This is a genomic window from Streptomyces sp. NPDC048637, assembly GCF_040650675.1.
GTDB lineage: Bacteria > Actinomycetota > Actinomycetes > Streptomycetales > Streptomycetaceae > Streptomyces.
In genome coordinates this window covers 48,610-65,280 of sequence record NZ_JBEZHQ010000040.1, presented here as the reverse complement: position 1 = coordinate 65,280, position 16,671 = coordinate 48,610, and the positions used below count along the sequence as shown (strand labels likewise).

At 72.3% G+C, this 16,671-nt stretch carries 16 protein-coding genes; 9 read left to right on the top strand and 7 right to left on the bottom strand.

The window, feature by feature from the left end:
- Positions 1 to 8: 8 nt before the first annotated feature.
- Positions 9 to 1,637, bottom strand: a complete 1,629-nt coding sequence (locus AB0C46_RS33670; RefSeq protein WP_362832514.1) for an acyl-CoA synthetase — start codon at positions 1,635 to 1,637, stop codon at positions 9 to 11.
- A gap of 164 nt (positions 1,638 to 1,801) precedes the next feature.
- Between AB0C46_RS33670 and AB0C46_RS33665 the strand changes: the two genes are divergently transcribed.
- The 5 genes from AB0C46_RS33665 to AB0C46_RS33645 all read left to right on the top strand — a co-directional run bounded on the left by AB0C46_RS33665 (position 1,802) and on the right by AB0C46_RS33645 (position 6,167).
- Positions 1,802 to 2,602: a crotonase/enoyl-CoA hydratase family protein gene (locus AB0C46_RS33665; RefSeq protein WP_362832513.1), complete on the top strand. Its 801-nt coding sequence runs from the start codon at positions 1,802 to 1,804 to the stop codon at positions 2,600 to 2,602.
- A gap of 15 nt (positions 2,603 to 2,617) precedes the next feature.
- Entirely contained in the window at positions 2,618 to 3,574 is a 957-nt protein-coding gene (locus AB0C46_RS33660; protein WP_362832512.1) for an OB-fold domain-containing protein, read from the top strand.
- The gene (locus tag AB0C46_RS33655) at positions 3,574 to 4,623 is read left to right on the top strand and encodes a thiolase domain-containing protein (RefSeq protein ID WP_362832511.1); all 1,050 of its coding nucleotides are present in this window, start codon (positions 3,574 to 3,576) and stop codon (positions 4,621 to 4,623) included. The genes AB0C46_RS33660 and AB0C46_RS33655 overlap by 1 nt, the downstream gene beginning before the upstream one ends.
- Positions 4,623 to 5,789: a thiolase domain-containing protein gene (locus tag AB0C46_RS33650; RefSeq protein ID WP_362832510.1), complete on the top strand. Its 1,167-nt coding sequence runs from the start codon at positions 4,623 to 4,625 to the stop codon at positions 5,787 to 5,789. Before AB0C46_RS33655 ends, AB0C46_RS33650 begins: the two co-directional genes overlap by 1 nt.
- A gap of 138 nt (positions 5,790 to 5,927) precedes the next feature.
- On the top strand, positions 5,928 to 6,167 hold the full coding sequence (locus AB0C46_RS33645) for a DUF397 domain-containing protein (RefSeq protein ID WP_362832509.1): 240 nt from the start codon (positions 5,928 to 5,930) through the stop codon (positions 6,165 to 6,167).
- A gap of 70 nt (positions 6,168 to 6,237) precedes the next feature.
- Here the strand turns inward: AB0C46_RS33645 and AB0C46_RS33640 are convergent, their stop codons facing one another.
- The 3 genes from AB0C46_RS33640 to AB0C46_RS33630 are packed head-to-tail and all read right to left on the bottom strand — an operon-like array spanning position 6,238 to position 7,920.
- Entirely contained in the window at positions 6,238 to 6,978 is a 741-nt protein-coding gene (locus AB0C46_RS33640) for a leucine-rich repeat domain-containing protein (RefSeq protein WP_362832508.1), read from the bottom strand.
- A gap of 37 nt (positions 6,979 to 7,015) precedes the next feature.
- The gene (locus AB0C46_RS33635; RefSeq protein ID WP_362832506.1) at positions 7,016 to 7,744 is read right to left on the bottom strand and encodes a maleylpyruvate isomerase family mycothiol-dependent enzyme; all 729 of its coding nucleotides are present in this window, start codon (positions 7,742 to 7,744) and stop codon (positions 7,016 to 7,018) included.
- Entirely contained in the window at positions 7,741 to 7,920 is a 180-nt protein-coding gene (locus AB0C46_RS33630; RefSeq protein WP_362832505.1) for a hypothetical protein, read from the bottom strand. The genes AB0C46_RS33635 and AB0C46_RS33630 overlap by 4 nt, the downstream gene beginning before the upstream one ends.
- 51 nt (positions 7,921 to 7,971) lie before the next feature.
- Here AB0C46_RS33630 and AB0C46_RS33625 point away from each other — a divergent pair, with 51 nt between their 5' ends.
- The 3 genes from AB0C46_RS33625 to AB0C46_RS33615 all read left to right on the top strand — a co-directional run bounded on the left by AB0C46_RS33625 (position 7,972) and on the right by AB0C46_RS33615 (position 9,585).
- Positions 7,972 to 8,580, top strand: coding sequence for an ABATE domain-containing protein (locus AB0C46_RS33625; protein ID WP_362832504.1), 609 nt, complete (start codon positions 7,972 to 7,974; stop codon positions 8,578 to 8,580).
- 9 nt (positions 8,581 to 8,589) lie between these two features.
- Positions 8,590 to 8,985 carry an ACT domain-containing protein gene (locus AB0C46_RS33620; protein ID WP_362832503.1) on the top strand — a complete coding sequence of 132 codons (396 nt, stop codon included), beginning with the start codon at positions 8,590 to 8,592 and terminating at the stop codon, positions 8,983 to 8,985.
- 99 nt (positions 8,986 to 9,084) lie between these two features.
- Positions 9,085 to 9,585, top strand: a complete 501-nt coding sequence (locus AB0C46_RS33615) for a hypothetical protein (protein ID WP_018090673.1) — start codon at positions 9,085 to 9,087, stop codon at positions 9,583 to 9,585.
- Between the two features lie 87 nt (positions 9,586 to 9,672).
- On the opposite strand, the gene AB0C46_RS33610 is transcribed toward AB0C46_RS33615, so the two are convergent.
- Positions 9,673 to 11,679 (bottom strand): N-acetylmuramoyl-L-alanine amidase, encoded by a 2,007-nt coding sequence (locus tag AB0C46_RS33610; protein WP_362832502.1) that lies wholly within the window; start codon positions 11,677 to 11,679, stop codon positions 9,673 to 9,675.
- A 336-nt stretch (positions 11,680 to 12,015) separates the two neighbouring features.
- Positions 12,016 to 13,149: an aminoglycoside phosphotransferase family protein gene (locus AB0C46_RS33605; protein WP_362832501.1), complete on the bottom strand. Its 1,134-nt coding sequence runs from the start codon at positions 13,147 to 13,149 to the stop codon at positions 12,016 to 12,018.
- Positions 13,150 to 13,434: 285 nt separating this feature from the next.
- Between AB0C46_RS33605 and AB0C46_RS33600 the strand changes: the two genes are divergently transcribed.
- Positions 13,435 to 14,964, top strand: a complete 1,530-nt coding sequence (locus tag AB0C46_RS33600) for a hypothetical protein (protein WP_362832499.1) — start codon at positions 13,435 to 13,437, stop codon at positions 14,962 to 14,964.
- 164 nt (positions 14,965 to 15,128) lie between these two features.
- Here AB0C46_RS33600 and AB0C46_RS33595 read toward each other — a convergent pair whose 3' ends face one another.
- On the bottom strand, positions 15,129 to 16,595 hold the full coding sequence (locus tag AB0C46_RS33595; protein WP_362832498.1) for a SpoIIE family protein phosphatase: 1,467 nt from the start codon (positions 16,593 to 16,595) through the stop codon (positions 15,129 to 15,131).
- Positions 16,596 to 16,671 lie beyond the last annotated feature (76 nt).

Here is a 16,671-nt window from a genome sequence, read left to right as displayed (position 1 = left end):
CGCCCGCCTCAGGCCGTCGGCTCGCCCGCCGCCACCGCCTTCGCCCAGCGGTAGTCCGCCTTGCCGCTGGGTGAACGCCGGATGTGGTCGGTGAAGACCACGGCGCGCGGAATCTTGTAGCCCGCCAGCCGCGTCCGGCAGTGGAGCTGGATGTCCGCCAGGTCCGGCTCCGGCGCCCCGGGACGGAGGTGGACCACGGCGGCGACGCGCTGGCCCCACCGCTCGTCCGGCACCCCCGCCACCAGCGCGTCATAGACGTCCGGATGCGCCTTCAGCGCCTGCTCGACCTCTTCCGGATAGATCTTCTCGCCACCGGAGTTGATGCACTGCGAGCCCCGGCCGAGGACGGTGACGATGCCCCCCTCGTCGACGGTGGCCATATCGCCCAGCAGCACCCATCGGTCACCGTGCGCTTCGAAGAAGGTCTCGGCGGTCTTCTTGGGGTCGTTGTAATAGCCCAGTGGTACGTGCCCGCGCAGGGCGATCCGGCCCACCTCGCCGACCGGGACCGGCTCGTACGTCGCCGGATCCACCACTGCCGTACGGGAGTTGACGCGCAGCCGGAAGCCCTTGTCCGGGCCCGAGTCCTCGGTCGCGGTGCCGTTGAAGCCGGATTCCGAGGAGCCGAAGTTGTTGAGCAGCATGACGTGCGGGACCAGCGCGCTGAACTGGGCGCGTACGGTCTCGGAGAGGATCGCGCCGGAGCTGCTGACGCTGAACAGCGAGGAGCAGTCGGTGTCCTTGAGCGGCCCGCCGAGCGCATCGACGAGCGGGCGCAGCATCGCATCGCCGACCAGCGAAACGCTGGTGACCCGCTCCCGCTCGACGGTCCGCAGCACCTCCTCGGGCACGTACTTGCGGTGGATGACGACCTTCTGGCCGAAGTGGAAGGCGATGAACGCGGTGAGGGTGGAGGTGCCGTGCATCAGCGGGGGCGTGGGGAAGAAGACCAGGCCGTCGCCCCCGGCCGCGACCCGCTCGGCCAGCTCCTGCGGCCGTGTGACCGGTTCACCGGTCGGTGCCCCGCCGCCCATCCCGGAGAAGAAGATGTCCTCGTGGCGCCACATCACGCCCTTGGGTAATCCGGTGGTGCCGCCGGTGTAGATGACGATCCGGTCGTCGGCGGAGCGCGGGCCGAAGCCGCGCGCGGGAGAGCCGGCGGCCTCGGCGTCGGCGAGCGCGACGGGTGCGATCCGGGGCTCGGGGGTGCCGTCGGGCGGGGTGCCGACCCGTACGAGATGCCGTAGCCCGGGTGCCTGGGGGAGAACGGCGGCCACCCGGGCGGTGAACTCCGCGTCGAAGACCAGCGCCGCCAGGTCGGCGTCCCGGTAGAGGTAGGCCAACTCCTCTTCCACGTAGCGGTAGTTGACGTTGACCGGAACGGCGCGGATCTTCAGACAGGCGTAGACGGCCTGGAGGTACTCGACGCCGTTGTAGAGGTGCAGTCCGACGTGCCGGCCGGGGCCGATGCCCTGGTCGGCGAGGTGATGGGCCAGGCGGTTGGCCGCGCGGTCCAGCTCCGCGTACGTCAGCCGCCGCTCGGCGCCGGTCCCGGGATGGTCGACGTACACCAGCGCCTCGCGGTCGGGGACCGTGTCGACGATCGACTCGAAGAGGTCGGCAAGGTTGTACTCCACGTCTCCTCCAGACCGGGCGGGCGTCGGCTTGGCGGTCATTAGAGCGCCGCCGCGAGGAGCAGGGAAGGGCCACGGACAAGAAATCTGACTGTCTGTCAGAAAAGCCTTGAAGTCGCTGTGCGGCTACTGCAACCTGTTCTCGTCGTGAGACGGGAGGACGGAACATGGGTGGTACGGAACATCTGTCGGTGGAGCGCGTGGGCGCGACACTGGTGCTCACCCTCAACCGGCCGGAGGCGAAGAACGCGCTCTCGCTGCCGATGCTGGTGGGCCTGTACGACGGCTGGCTCGCCGCCGACGAGGACGACGGGATCCGCTCCATCGTCCTCACCGGTGCCGGCGGCACCTTCTGCGCCGGAATGGACCTCAAGGCCCTCGCGGGCGACGGGATGGCCGGCGAGCAGTACCGCGACCGGCTGCGAGCCGACCCGGACCTGCACTGGAAGGCGATGCTGCGGCACCACCGCCCCCGCAAGCCGGTGATCGCCGCCGTCGAGGGGCACTGCGTCGCGGGCGGAACGGAGATCCTCCAGGGCACCGACATCCGCGTCGCCGGTGAGAGCGCCACCTTCGGGCTCTTCGAGGTCCGGCGCGGACTGTTCCCCATCGGCGGCTCCACCGTCCGTCTCGCCCGCCAGATCCCCCGCACCCACGCCCTGGAGATGCTGCTCACCGGCCGGCCCTACCCCGCACGCGAGGCCGAACGCATCGGACTGATCGGCCATGTCGTGCCCGAGGGAACCGCGCGCGACAAGGCCCTTGCGATCGCCGATCTGATCAACGGCTGCGGACCGCTGGCCGTCGAGGCCGTCAAGGCCTCCGTCTACGAGACCGCCGACATGACCGAGACCGACGGGCTGGCCGCCGAACTCGCCCGCGGCTGGCCGGTCTTCGACACCGCCGACGCCAAAGAGGGCTCCCGGGCCTTCGCGGAGAAGCGCCCGCCCGTCTACCGGCGGGCCTGACCCAAGGAGTCCCGTATGCCCGAGGTCCTCACGGCACCCCTCGTCGTGGAGTTCCCCTTCACCCGCTCGCTCGGCCCGGTCCAGAGCGCCTTTCTCACCGGGCTGCGTGAGCGCACCGTCCTCGGTGTCACGGCGAGCGACGGCCGGGTGGTCGTACCACCGACCGAGTACGACCCGGTCACCGCCGAGGAGATCCGCGAGCTGGTCGAGGTGGGCAGCCGCGGCACCGTCACCACCTGGGCCTGGAACCCGTCCCCCCGCCGGGGCCAGCCGCTCGCCACCCCCTTCGCCTGGGTCCTGGTCCGGCTCGACGGCGCCGACACCGCGCTGCTGCACGCACTGGACGCACCCGGCCCCGACGCGGTACGCACCGGAATGCGGGTCCGCGTCCGCTGGGCCGCGGAGCGCACCGGGGCGATCACCGACATCGCCTGCTTCGAGCCGGACGACAGCCCCGGCCGCGACGGTGCACCGGCCCCGCACAGCGGGGAGTTCGCGCACCCCGTCACCGGAATCACCACCCCCGCCCGGCTCGACTACACCTACGCGCCCGGCCGCGCCCAGTCCCGCTACATCCGGGCGCTCTCGGACCAGAAGACCATCGGCGAACGCTGCCCCTCCTGCCGCAAGGTCTACGTTCCGCCCCGCGGCGCCTGCCCCACCTGCGGTGTCGCCACCGACACCCAGGTCGAGGTCGGCCCCCGCGGCACCGTCACCACCTTCTGCATCGTCAACATCAAGGCTCGCCATTCGGCGAATCTCGACATCGAAGTCCCCTACGTCTACGCCCATATCGCCCTGGACGGCGCCGACCTGGCCCTGCACGCCCGGATCGGCGGCATCCCGTACGACCGGGTCCGCATGGGGCTGCGGGTGGAACCCGTATGGACCGGGCACGGCCGCTTCCCCGACCACTACCGCCCCACCGGCGAACCCGATGCCGACTACGACAGCTACAAGGAGCTGATCTGATGCGCGAGGTCGCCATCGTCGCCTTCGGGCAGAGCGATCATGTCCGCGACAGCGCGGAGACCTCCGAGGTCGAGATGCTGATGCCGGTACTGCACGAGGTGCTGGACCGGACCGGCCTGGCCGCCCGGGACATCGACTTCACCTGCTCCGGCTCCTCCGACTACCTCGCCGGCCGCGCCTTCTCCTTCACCATGGCCCTGGACGGCGTCGGCGCCTGGCCGCCGATCTCCGAGTCCCATGTAGAGATGGACGGCGCCTGGGCGCTGTACGAGGCCTGGGTGAAGCTCCTCACCGGCGAGGCGGAGACCGCGCTGGTCTACGCGTACGGCAAGTCCTCGCCGGGCGACGTCCGCGAGGTCCTCACCCGTCAGCTCGACCCCTACTACGTGGCCCCGCTGTGGCCCGACTCGGTCGCGCTCGCCGCCCTCCAGGCCCAGGCACTGATCGACGCGGAGCTGACCGACGAGCGGGCACTGGCCGGTATCGCGGCGCGTAGCCGCACGGCCGCCGAGTCCAATCCGCACGCCCAGCTGCGCGGCGCCGTGCCCGCCGGCGAGCACCTCGTCGCCCCGCTGCGTACCGGCGACTGCCCGCCCATCGGCGACGGCGCGGCCGCCGTCGTCCTTGCCGCCGGCGACACCGCCCGCCGGCTGACCGACCGCCCCGCCTGGATACGCGGCCTCGATCACCGCATCGAGGCACCCGGCCTGGGCGTCCGCGACCTCACCGACTCACCCTCCACCCGGCTCGCCGCCGAGCGCGCCGGCGCCTTCGAACGGCCCCCCGACACCGCCGAGTTGCACGCCCCCTTCACCTCCCAGGAAGTCGTGCTGCGCCGCGCCCTGAAGCTCGACGCGCCGGACAGTACGGTCCGGATCAACCCGTCCGGCGGCGCGCTCGCCGCCAACCCCGTCATGGCCGCCGGGCTGATCCGCCTGGGCGAGGCCGCCACCCGTATCCAGCGCGGTGAATCCGACCGCGCCCTCGCGCACGCCACCTCGGGGCCGTGCCTGCAGCAGAACCTGGTCGCCGTCCTGGAGGGTGAGTGATGAGCAAGGAGCCCGTGGCCGTCGTCGGCATCGGCCAGACCCGGCACGTCGCCGCCCGCCGCGATGTCTCCCTCGCCGGACTCGTCCGCGAGGCCGCCCGGCGTGCCCTGGACGACGCCGAGTTGACCTGGGCGGACATCGACGCCGTGGTGATCGGCAAGGCCCCCGACTTCTTCGAGGGCCTGATGATGCCGGAGCTGTACCTCGCCGACGCCCTGGGCGCCGTCGGCAAACCGATGCTGCGGGTGCACACCGCCGGCTCGGTCGGCGGCTCCACCGCCCTCGTCGCCACCAACCTCGTCGCCGCCCGGGTCCACCGCACCGTCCTCACCCTCGCCTTCGAGAAGCAGTCCGAGTCCAACGCCATGTGGGGCCTGTCCCTGCCGATCCCCTTCCAGCAGCCCCTGCTCGCTGGCGCCGGCGGCTTCTTCGCCCCGCACATCCGCGCGTACATGCGGCGCACCGGCGCCCCGGACACCATCGGCTCCCTCGTCGCCTACAAGGACCGCCGCAACGCCCTCAAGAACCCCTACGCCCATCTCCACGAGAAGGACCTCACCCTCGAAAAGGTCCAGGCCTCGCCGATGCTCTGGGACCCGATCCGCTACTCAGAGACCTGCCCGTCCTCCGACGGGGCCTGCGCCATGATCCTCACCGACCGCTCCGGGGCCGCCCGCGCACCGCACCCGGCGGCCTGGGTGCACGGCGGCGCGATGCGCAGCGAACCCACCCTCTTCGCCGGCAAGGACTTCGTCTCGCCGCAGGCCGGCAAGGACTGCGCCGCCGACGTCTACCGGCAGGCCGGTATCACCGACCCGCGCCGGGAGATCGACGCGGTGGAGATGTACGTCCCCTTCAGCTGGTACGAGCCGATGTGGCTGGAGAACCTGGGCTTCGCCGAGGAGGGCGAGGGCTGGAAGCTCACCGAGTCCGGCGTCACCGAACTCGACGGCGCGCTCCCCGTCAATCCCTCCGGCGGGGTGCTGTCCACCAACCCGATCGGCGCCTCCGGCATGATCCGCTTCGCGGAGGCCGCCCTCCAGGTACGCGGCCAGGCCGGCGACCACCAAGTCGACGGCGCCCGCAGGGCGTTGGGGCATGCCTACGGCGGGGGCTCGCAGTTCTTCTCGATGTGGCTGGTGGGTGCCGACACGCCGGGCGGCTGACTTCCACCGGGGGCGGGCGCGCCCGGCCGGTGCGCCCGCCCCCGGATCACCACTCCACCGCCTCGCCACGTCCCCTGTCCGTCCCCGGGGGCAGTGGTTAGGCTGACCGCGGACGACGAACCGGGAGGTGCGGTACACGTGACCGACAGCATCACGGAGCAGCGGCTCGTGGGCGGGCCCAGGCCTGATCTCGACCTGACGCGGGCCGAGTGGCAGTCGAGCAGCCAGGGCGTGGGCGATGTCCAGATCGCCTTCGTCGAGGGCTATATCGCGATGCGCAACCGCCGCAGTCCCGAGGTCCCGGCGGTGATCTTCACCCCCGCCGAGTGGCGCGCCTTCGTCCTCGACGCGCGCGAGGGCGAATTCGACCTCACGTAGGGCGTGTCTCCAGGGCGTGTCTCCCGGCGCGCAGGGCACGCCCCGCAACGGATACGAGGAGCGACGGCGGTCAGGTGAGCACCACGCACCCGCTCTCCCGGAGCGCCAGGACCGGTTCCGCCCCGTCCGCCACGGTGTTCCAGCGCAGATCGAGCTTCTCCAGCGACGGCAGCTCCGCGATCCAGGGCGGCAGCTCCGCGATCCGGTTGCCGCGCAGGTCGATCCGGCGCAGCAGCGGCAGAGCGCGCAGCGCCTCCGGGACGTGGGAGAGGGCGTTGTCCCGCAGCTCCAGCACGCGCAGCTCGCGCAGCGCCGCGAGGCTCCCGGGCAGTGTCGTCAGCGCATTGCCGCCCAGCCACAGCTCCCGGAGCCGGCCGAGCCGCCCCAGCGACTCCGGCAGTCCGCTCAACTCCGCCTGCTGCGCGCGGAGTTCGACCAGCCCGGCCAGCTCGCCGAGCGCGGCCGGCAGCCGCCCGAGCGGATTCTCGCCGACGTTGAGATAGCCGAGCCGGTCCAGTCCGCCGAGGGTGTCCGGTAGCGCGGTGAGCCGGTTGTCGTGCAGGTAGAGAAAGCGGGTCAGCCCGGCGAGGCCGCCGATCTCGTCGGGGACCGCGGCCAGGGAGTTGTGGCCGAGGTCGAGGGTGTGCAGGGCGCGCAGCCGGCCGAGCGCCGCCGGGATCTCGGTCAGCGCGTTGTCGGCGAGGATCAGCACCTCCCAGTCCGTGCGCCGCCAGACGCCGGGCGGTACCGCACGCAGGCCCGCCTTCCAGAGGTTGAGCACGGGAGGACTGCCGGACCCGGGGGGAGGCACGGGGCGAGGTTCCTTCCAGGAGGCGGTGCCGGACCCGTTACGGCCAGCCGAGCAGCTCGGGCAGCGGGGTCAGCGCCCCCGACCGGCGGCAGTCGAGCGGGTGGTGCGGCCTGCGGCCGGTCAGCCAGGCCGCGAGGTCGGTGAGCGGGCCGCGCACGGTCACCGTCGGCGCGTCCCCGGAACCGTAGTGCCGTGACAGCGTGCCGTCCGTGGCCGTCACGACGAGGTGCAGGTCCTCGGGAACGCGGGGCGCCATATGGTCCAGGAGGTGGTGGCACAGCTCCGTTGGCCAGTCCCGCGGGCCGTGGCCGATCCCCGCGTCCGCCGTATGGATCTCCAACTCCCGCCACCAGGCCAGCAACGCGGAGCGCAGATCACCGTTGCGGTGCCGCACCGGCCGCGACCAGTCGGCCGGGCCGACCGCCGCCCAGGCCGCGGACGCCTCGGCCAGTGCGGCCCGTACGGCATCCCCCAGCGCCGCCGCACTCCGCACCGCTCCGGCCTCGATCGCGGCGTTGCGCGCCGGGCGTCCGCCGTCGTACGGCTCGATCAGCTCACCGCGCAGCCCGTAGCGGGCCTGCCGGGCCAGGGCCAGCGCGACGCCTTCGAGGTGCGAGAGGACATGGGCGCGGGACCAGCCGGGCAGCTCGCTGGGCTCCCGCACCCCGGCGTCGGTCAGGGCGGGCAGCAGGGCGCGCAGCCGCTCCTGGCCCGCCTCGATCCCGGCCCGTACCGCCTCGGCCGGCATCGGGTGCTCCGTCGTCATGGCCACAGCAGCTCCTTCGTCATGGCATGCGGCTCGGGGGCCTGCGCCCGTACGGCACCGAGGGGCCATACGGTGAGCGGTCCCACCGGGCCGTCGGGTGCCGTCGGCGGATCGGATGCGGGCAGCTCACCCGCGAAGACCGGGAGAACGCACAGCAGTTGACGAATGTCGGCCACACCGCCCCCCTCAGCCGGCTAATGGTTGCTGGCGACGTTACCATTAGCCTCATGGTCGCCACACGGCTCACGCTTGACCTCGCCGTCACCATCCGCCACGACGGACACGGCGGCGTCACCGATGACCTCGCCGGTCCGGAGGGGCTCGCGGTCTGGGTGCGCGAGCGGGCCGCGCTGCTGGACTGCGCCGGGCAACCGGTCGCCGTGGACGAGGCGCTGCACACCGCCGTACGGGAGCTGCGGGCTGCGGTCAGGGCGCTGTTCGCCCGCGCCGTCCGGCCGGGACCGCCCAGCTCCGCCGACGCCCACCGGCTGCTCCCGGAAGCAGAGGCGGTCCGCCGGCTGAACGCCGCCGCGGCCCTGGTCCCCACGGTGCCCCGGCTCAGCTGGGAGCCGGATGCCCGGCCCACACTGCGGTTGTGGCCGGCCGGTTCCCCGCCGGCCGCCGACCGGATCGTCGCCGCGCTGGCCCGCGCCGCGCTCACCTTCCTCGACGGGCCGGACCGCGCCCTGTTGCGGGCCTGCCCCGCCCCGCGCTGTGTGCGCTACTTCGTCAAGGACCACGCCCGCCAGGAGTGGTGCAGCCCCTCCTGCGGCAACCGCGCCCGGGTCGCCCGCCATCACGAGCGACGCCGGGAAGCCCGGGGCGACGCCCCGTAGGCTGGTGGCATGACGGGCGAACGTGATCTCCGGGCCCTGCTGAGCGGGATGCGTCCCGAGCGGAACGAGGGCCGTTACGTCTTTGCCAGCGTCCCCGGCGCGATCCCCGAGGAGCTGACGCCGGTGGTCACCGTCACCGAGCCCGAAGGCCGCACCCTCGTCGTCCACCAGGAAGAGGCCGACCGCGCGGGCCTGGCGTACGACTACGTCGCCGCCTGGATCACCCTGCGGGTGCACTCCGCGCTGGACGCCGTCGGACTGACCGCCGCCGTCGCCACCGCACTCGCCCAGGCCGGCCTCAGCTGCAATGTCGTCGCGGGCTTCCACCACGATCACCTCTTCGTGCCGTATGCCGCCGCCGACGAGGCGCTGCGGCGGCTTCGCGCACTGGCCCACCAGGCCTGAGACCACCGGCCACCGGAGCCGGCGGCGGCGCCGCGCACGGGGTGTCGCTGACCCCGACGTCCGCGCGGCGCGCCCGGCCGGGCCACGTACGATGGCGGCATGTCCTTCCTCCGCCGCCGCAGCGCAGCCACGCCCGCCGGGCCTGACTTCGACGTCCTCGCCATGGACCCCGGGGACTGGCCGGGCAACCTCGGAGCCGGGCTGCTGCCCGCGCCCGACGGAAGCTGCCAGGGTGTCTTCCTCCGCTACGACCTGTTCGGCGGCCGCGGCCCCGCGATGATCATCGGCAATCTGCCGGAAGGCTCCCCGGCCCGCGAGCTCGAGGACGACCAGGTGCCCTTCGAGGTGGCCCAGCTGCTCGCGGCGCTCGGCAACGACGAACCGGTGACGGTCGTCGAGAGCGAGGACACCCCGGTGATGCACGAGGACAACCTGCTGATCGTCAAGCGCATCAAGTGCTCCGAGAGCCGGATCTCCTGCGCTCAGTTCGACCGCAGCGACGGCGTACTGGTCACCATCGCCAGCTGGGACCGGCCGATCACCGACGACCTCTACGCCCTGCTCAAGCCGCTGCCGGCGGAGCTCTTCCAGCAGGGCTGAGCCCCGGCGCGGTACCGGAGCGGACACGGTCGCGCCCGGTGGACGGTTCCCCCGTCCACCGGGCGCGACGCGTTCACCCGACGGTGTTCAGGAACCCGAGCGCCGCACCTCGACGTCGGCCGCCCGCACATAACCGACCCGGTGCCCGAGCTGGATCTCGTAGTAGACGTCCTTGCCGCGCACGATCGCATGCTTGCTGACATCGAAGGTCGGGGAGTAGAAGTAGTCGCCCTTCATCCGGCCCCCGACGGCGTACTTCTGGCCGGCGGCGAGCTTGTACGGCAGCGGGGAGACCGTCTGGTACGGAACCCCGGCCGGGTAGGCGTCCTTCTCCGGGTACGCCCGGCCGTAGACCGGGATCTCTTGCCGGCCGGCCTTCGGTGTGGCGATCCGTCCCTTGGCGGGCACCGCCACCCGCTCGTCGTGCGGATTGTGGAACCACGCCTTCTGCCCGAGGTACCAGATCGCGGTCCAGTCGCCGGACCGGCCGGCCACCGCGAACCGCTGACCCGTCGTGGCGCGGGCGCCGGTGTCGTTCACACCGGTCGTCGAGGCGCTGCCGTCCGGGTGCAGTCCGACGTCCTTGACCAGCGGTGCGTCCTCGTCCGGCGCGCTGTACAGCCGGACCGCCGTGGAGCCGTGCGGCGCACAGGGCTCACCGGCCTTCGCACAGCCGGTGTACGCCGGCTGGTTCTCGTCGTAGTCGGGGCGGATGGTGACCAGCCCGCCACGCGGGCCCGCGGTGGCCTTGAACGGCTTACCCAGCAGGGTGAAGTAGTGCGCCCAGTCCCAGTACGGGCCGGGGTCGGTGTGCATACCCGGGATGGTGGCCGTCGTCGTGGCGGGCACATTGTCGTGCCCCAGGATGTGCTGCCGGTCGAGCGGCACGTCGTACTTGCGGCTCAGATACTTCACCAGACGGGCCGAGGTGCGGTACATCGCCTCCGTGTACCAGGCGTCCGGCGCGGCCAGGAAGCCCTCGTGCTCGATGCCGACGGAGTGCGAGTTGATGTACCAGTTCCCCGCATGCCAGGCGACGTCCTTGGTCGGCACATGCTGGGCGATCAGACCGTCCGAGGAGCGGATCGTGTAGTGCCAGGACACATACGCCGGGTCCTTGATCAGCTTCAGCGTGGTCTCCCAGGACCCCTCGGTGTCATGGATGACGATGGCGCTGACCCGCTGGTCCGCGGGACGGTCCGCCTTGTCGTGGTTGCCGTAGTCACCGTCGCCGAACTCCTCGTACGGCGCCGGGACCGACTCGCAGGCGACGTTCCACGGGCACTCCAGCGTGCGAGCGGCGGGCGCCGCCGAGGCCTTGGTGGCCGGCGCGCTGAGACGTTTCTGCTGCGTGGCGTCAGGAGCCAGACCCGGTGCGGCGGCCAGTGTGACCCGCTGTCCCGCGTCGGTGGTGCGGGCCTGGCCCTGGCGCATCACCGCGTACACCTCGTCCGCGAAGGCCTTACCGCTGCGCGCACTGTCCTGACCGCCGTAGCGCGCCACTGCCGCGTACCACCGTGCCGGGTCGCGGCCGGCGGCCGTCCCCAGCTTGCGCTGCTCCGCGGCGAGCAGCGCCGCACCGCCGAGCACATTCGCCGCGGGGTCGGTGCGCAGCTTCTCGGCCGGAATCCCGGTCAGCTTCGCGGCCGTCGGCAACGTACGGAGCCGGGCCGGGAGTTCGGTGGGCAGCGCGGCCCGCCGCGCCGCACCGGACGGCACCCTCTTACGGGCCCGCGACCCGTCGCCGCGCGCATCCTCGTCGCCCTCGCTGAACTCGGGCGTCCGCGTCAGGGCCGTACGGGCGTCGGTCAGATGCATCGGACCGTAGCCCCCGGAGACACTGGGCGCGCCACCGTGAGCGTCCCAGCGGGACTCCAGGTACGAGACGCCGAGCAGCACACTGCGCGGCACATGGAAGCGGGCGGCGGCCTCGGTGAAGGCGCGTTGCAGCGCGTCCGTCCGGGGCTGCCCGGCCTGTGCGGACGGCGCTCCCGAGAGCGGCAGCAGCAGCACCGCGGCCGCGACGGCGGTGGCGGATTTCCGCAGGGCGGGGCGGGGGACTCTCTTCTCGTCTTCCGGGGCGGATCCTTGCAAAGCAACCTCCTTGAGCCGGCCCGAACCGGGGCGGTGTGACGGTGGGTGCGCAAACGGCCGCACGGGCGGGACCCGAGACTAGAGCCCCCTGTCGGCTTAGAGCTATCCGTTTGCCGACGGTCCGTCAATCACCATGCCGGTTCGGGATTCCGCATGTCAGGGCGTCTCCAGAGGAGCCTTCCCGGACCGGTGCCGGGCCCGCGGAGTGTCAGTGGAATGGACCAATGACCCGGCCCGGCGGGCCGCCGAGGAGCAGAGCCGGCGGTTGGACGGGCGCACATGGGTGAGCGGCGCACCCCGTGCCCGGGTGCGCCGCTCACAGTCCCCCCTCGGCGGTCAGCGGGTGCCGACCGCCGCCCGTACCGCACGCCGCGCCATCTGGCAGTCGTCGTGCAGTCGGCGCAGGAGCAGCCGCTGCTCCTCGCCCGCCGCGGGCACGCCGGGATGTCCCGGACCCGGTGCCCCCGTCGGCGTGGGCTCGCGCATGGTCCGCTGGACCGCGGTTTCATAGCGTCGGATCTCGCGGGTGAGCACCAGCATCAGATTCACCAGGAAGGCGTCCCGCGAGGCCGGTCCCGCGTTCTGGGCGAGCTGGCTGATGTGGCGGCGGGCCACCGGTGCATCACCGAGCACGGACCACAGCGTCGCCAGGTCGTAGCCCGGCAGATACCAGCCCGCGTTGTCCCAGTCCAGCAGCACCGGGCCCGCGGGGGACAGCAGCACATTGTTCAGCAGCGCATCGCCGTGACAGAACTGGCCCTGGGTGTGCGACAGCCCGTGCATCAGCTTCTGCAGATCGCCCAGGTCCCGGTCGGTGAGCAGCCCCAGGTCGTGATAGCGGCCGATCCGGCCGGCGTAGTCCAGCGGGGTCTCGAACAGCCCGGACGGCGGACGCCAGAGATTGATCCGGCAGATCGCGCCGAGCGCGGCCCGTACGTCCGCGCGGGGCGGGGCCTCGGACGGGTGCCGGGTCAGGGCCGCGACCCGGCCGGGCATCCGCTCCATGATGAGGGTGCAGTTGTCGGGATCGGCCGCCACCAGCCGCGGCACCCGTACCGGCGGACGATGCCGGACGAATGCGCGGTATGCACTTATTTCCTGCCGGAACCTTTCCGCCCAGGCCGGAGACTGGTCAAGTAAACACTTGGCGACCGCGGTCATCCGGCCCGTCGTCCCCACGAGGAGGACGGATCTGCCGCTGCGACGCAGCACCTGCACCGGGTTGAACTCCGGGCAGACGCGGTGCACCGAGGCGACGGCGGCGCGCAGCTGGGCGCCCTGGGGGCCGGACAAGTCGAGCCGCCCGCTGAGCGGTTGGGTGCCTGTCCCCTGCACCCGCCGGGTACGGCCGCCGGGGAGACCGGTGACCGCCCCCGCGGAGGGGGAGGGGTCGAGATACGGCCCGCCTCCGGTGGGGTGCGGGCGGTGCGGCCGGGTGGGGGCGGTCACGGCGGACGATGCTGCATACATGGGTGAGACAGATCCCTTCGTGCGCCGGCGAGTTGCGTGCGCTCCCCGGCCCGGTGGTGGGAACCCGTGAACGGGCCCCGTGCAGGAGGCCGATCCAGGGTCCCTGTGAAGGGCGCGCACCCTGGGGAATGCGGTCCCGCCACCAGGCCGGGGGCGGCATATCTACAGAACACGTGGCTGCGGGTGGCAGACCATCTGGCGCAGGGTGGCGAACCCTGGCGAATGGACACAGCGCATGTCACCGGCCGTTACTGTCAACTCAGTCGAGGAACCTGGGGGCTTGACGTGGACAGGCAGCCGAACACCCGTCTCGCGGACCTTTTCGGCCTGGCCGGCTGGTCCAAAGGAGAGCTGGCGAGACTGGTCAACCGGCAGGCGGCGGCCATGGGCCATCCGCAGCTGGCGACCGACACCTCACGAGTGCGGCGCTGGATCGACATGGGGGAGACCCCGCGCGATCCGGTGCCCAAGGTTCTGGCTTCCCTGTTCACCGAGCGCCTCGGCCGTGTCGTAACCATCGAGGACCTCGGGTTCGCAAGAACCGGTCGCTCGGGGAAGCGGCAGGCCATGGACGGTCTGCCGTGGGCTCCCGAACAGACCGCTGCGGTCCTCACGGAATTCACGGGAATGGACCTCATGCTCAACCGACGCGGCTTGGTGGGTGCGGGCGCTGCGCTCGCCGCGGGTTCCGCACTCACCGGCGCCATGCACGACTGGCTGCACACCGACCCGACACCGGCCGGCGCCCCACGCCACGATGCCCCGTTCGCTACCGACTCCTTCGACGAACTCGATCAGATCGGCTTCGACCGCTACGAGGCGGCCCCCGTGGGGTCGCAGGAGATCGATGCGCTGGAGCGCTCGGTCGAGGTGTTCCGCGCCTGGGACGCGGCCCGCGGCGGCGGCCTGCAGCGCAAGGCCGTGGTGGGCCAGCTCAACGAGGTCGGCGGCATGCTCGCCTACCGCCACCCCGAGCATCTGCAGCGCAGGCTGTGGGGGGTGGCCGCCAATCTGGCGGTGCTGGCCGGCTGGATGTCCCACGACGTGGGCCTGGAGCCCACCGCCCAGAAGTACTTCATCATCGCCGCCCATGCGGCCCGCGAGGGCGGCGACCGCCCCCGTGCCGGGGAGGCGCTCTCGCGTGCCGCCCGCCAGATGGTCCATCTGGGCCGCCCGGACGACGCGCTGGATCTGATGAAGCTGGCCAAGTCCGGTTCCGGCGCGGAAACCCTGCCGCGCACCCGCGCCATGCTGCACACCATCGAGGCCTGGGCGCAGGCGTCCAAGGGGCACGGCCAGGCGATGCGCCGCACCCTGGGCGAGGCGGAGGATCTGTTCGTCTCGGACAAGGGCGATGTGCCGCCGCCGAGCTGGATGCAGATGTTCGACGAGGCGGATCTGCACGGCATGCAGGCGCTGGCGTTCCGTACCCTCGCCGACCACGATCCCTCGGTCGCCAGGGTCGCCCAGCACCACGCCAAGCGGGCACTGACGCTGCGGGAGAACGGCCGTCAGCGGTCGCAGATCTTCGACTACCTCTCGATGGCGTCGGCCTGCTTCATCGGCAACGACCCCGAACAGGCCGACCGTTACGCCAGGCTGGCGCTGGTGTCCATCGGGGAGAATTCCTCGCATCGGACCTGGGACCGGCTCCGTGAAATGTTCCGGCTCACGGGGCAGTACGCGAACTACGCCAAGATCCAGGACCTGCGCGAGGAGATCCAGCATGTCCTGCCGAAGGCGAAGCCCAAGTCCAAGGGATCGGGCCTGGGCCCCGGTATCGGGGCGGGCGTGGGAAAGAACTTCTCGGCCTGAGGCGGGCGGCGACGCGGGATGTGACGGTGCGTCATCTGCAGCCGCAGAGGGCGAAACGTCCTCCGCGGCCCTGCCGCCTCACCTGTCCACCGCCGGTCCGCCGACCCACATCACCAGGGCGGCCGCCACCAGCAACGGTCCGCCCTCAGCTGCCCCGATGTGTGTCAGCCGCCGACCCGGGCGATCAGCACACAGGCGTCGTCCTCGCGCTCGGCGGTGCCGAACTCCTCGACGACGATACGGACGCTGTCCTGGGCACTGCGTGCGGCGGCGAACCGCGGCGCCAGGGCGAGGAGCCGCTCGGCTCCCTCATGGGCGGCATCCGCGCCCTGCGCACGGCGCGGGACAAGGCCGTCGGTGTGCAGGACGAGGAGGTCGCCGGGCTCCAGCTGCTCGGTGTGCTGGGTGTAGGACGCACCCGAGGTCGCCCCGAGGAGTACCCCCTCGGGCGGCTCCAGCGCGCGCCCCGTGCCGCCGCGGAACAGCAGCGGTGCGGGGTGCCCCGCCTGGGCCCACTCCAGCGTCCGTGCGGCGGGGTCGAACCGGCCGCACACCGCGCTGCCCAGCGCCGGCTGGGTGGCGGTGTCCAGCAGTTGGTTGAGGAAGCCCATCAGGGGTCCCGGACGGTGACCGGCGACCGCCATACCGCGCAGCGCGCCGAGCACCATCGCCATTCCGGACGTGGCGGTGACGCCGTGCCCGGTGAGATCGCCGACGCTCAGCAGGGTGCTGCCGTCCGGGAGTTGCAGTGCGTCGTACCAGTCCCCGCCGACCAGGGCGCGGGTGCCGGACGGCAGATAGCGCCCGGCGAGGTCGAGGGCCACCGGGCCGCCGTGCGGGAACCGCAGGGAGCCGCGCCACGGCGGTAGCACAGCCTCCTGCAGCTCGACCGCAAGCCGGTGCTCGGTCTGCGCGATCTGCCGCTCGCGGTGCAGCGAGTCACGGGTCTCGTGTACCGCCTGCTGGCTGCGGCGCAGCTCGCTGACGTCCCGCAGCACGGCCCACATGCAGGCGGTACTGCCGTCGGCGTCGAGCACCGGCTCGCCCACCATGTGCACCGTGCGCAGGCTCTCGTCCGGACGCACGATGCGGAATTCGCCGTCGATCGGCCGGCCGTCCACCAGACAGTCCGTGACCATCGTGGCCAGCCCGTCCTGGTCCTCGGGGTGGACCAGGGACGGCAGCTCGTCGAGGGTGAGCGGGCCGTCGGACGGGGCCCGGCCGAACATCGTGAACAGCTCGTCGGACCAGCTGACCTCGTCGGTGAGCAGATTCCACTCGGCGCTGCCCACCCGGCGCAGCAGCGAGCCCCGCTCATGGGGCTCGGGCTCCGGCGGGGCGGCCGGCGGCCCGGCCTCCGGCGCCCGGTCGTCCTCGCTCTCGGCGGGCAGGCCCTCTCTCAGCTGGTCGAGATGGCCCCCGAGGTCGTCGAGGTGGTGCACGGCGAGATCGCACAGGGCCCGCTGCCAGCGCAGCTGCGGGTCGGCGGCGAGGTCGGTGTCCACCGTGGACTCCCGGCGGACCGCGTCGAGGCCACCGCGCAGGCGGCGCGCCTGCGTGATGAGTGCCTCGACCGTTTCACGCTCGGGGGGCCGGTCGGCTGGGTGATCCGCGAAGAGAGGGGGCGGCATGACGTACTCCGTGATCAGGCGGCGCCGGGCTGAGGGCCGGTAACGACTGTTGCACAGGCGGCGACGGTCCGTAAGG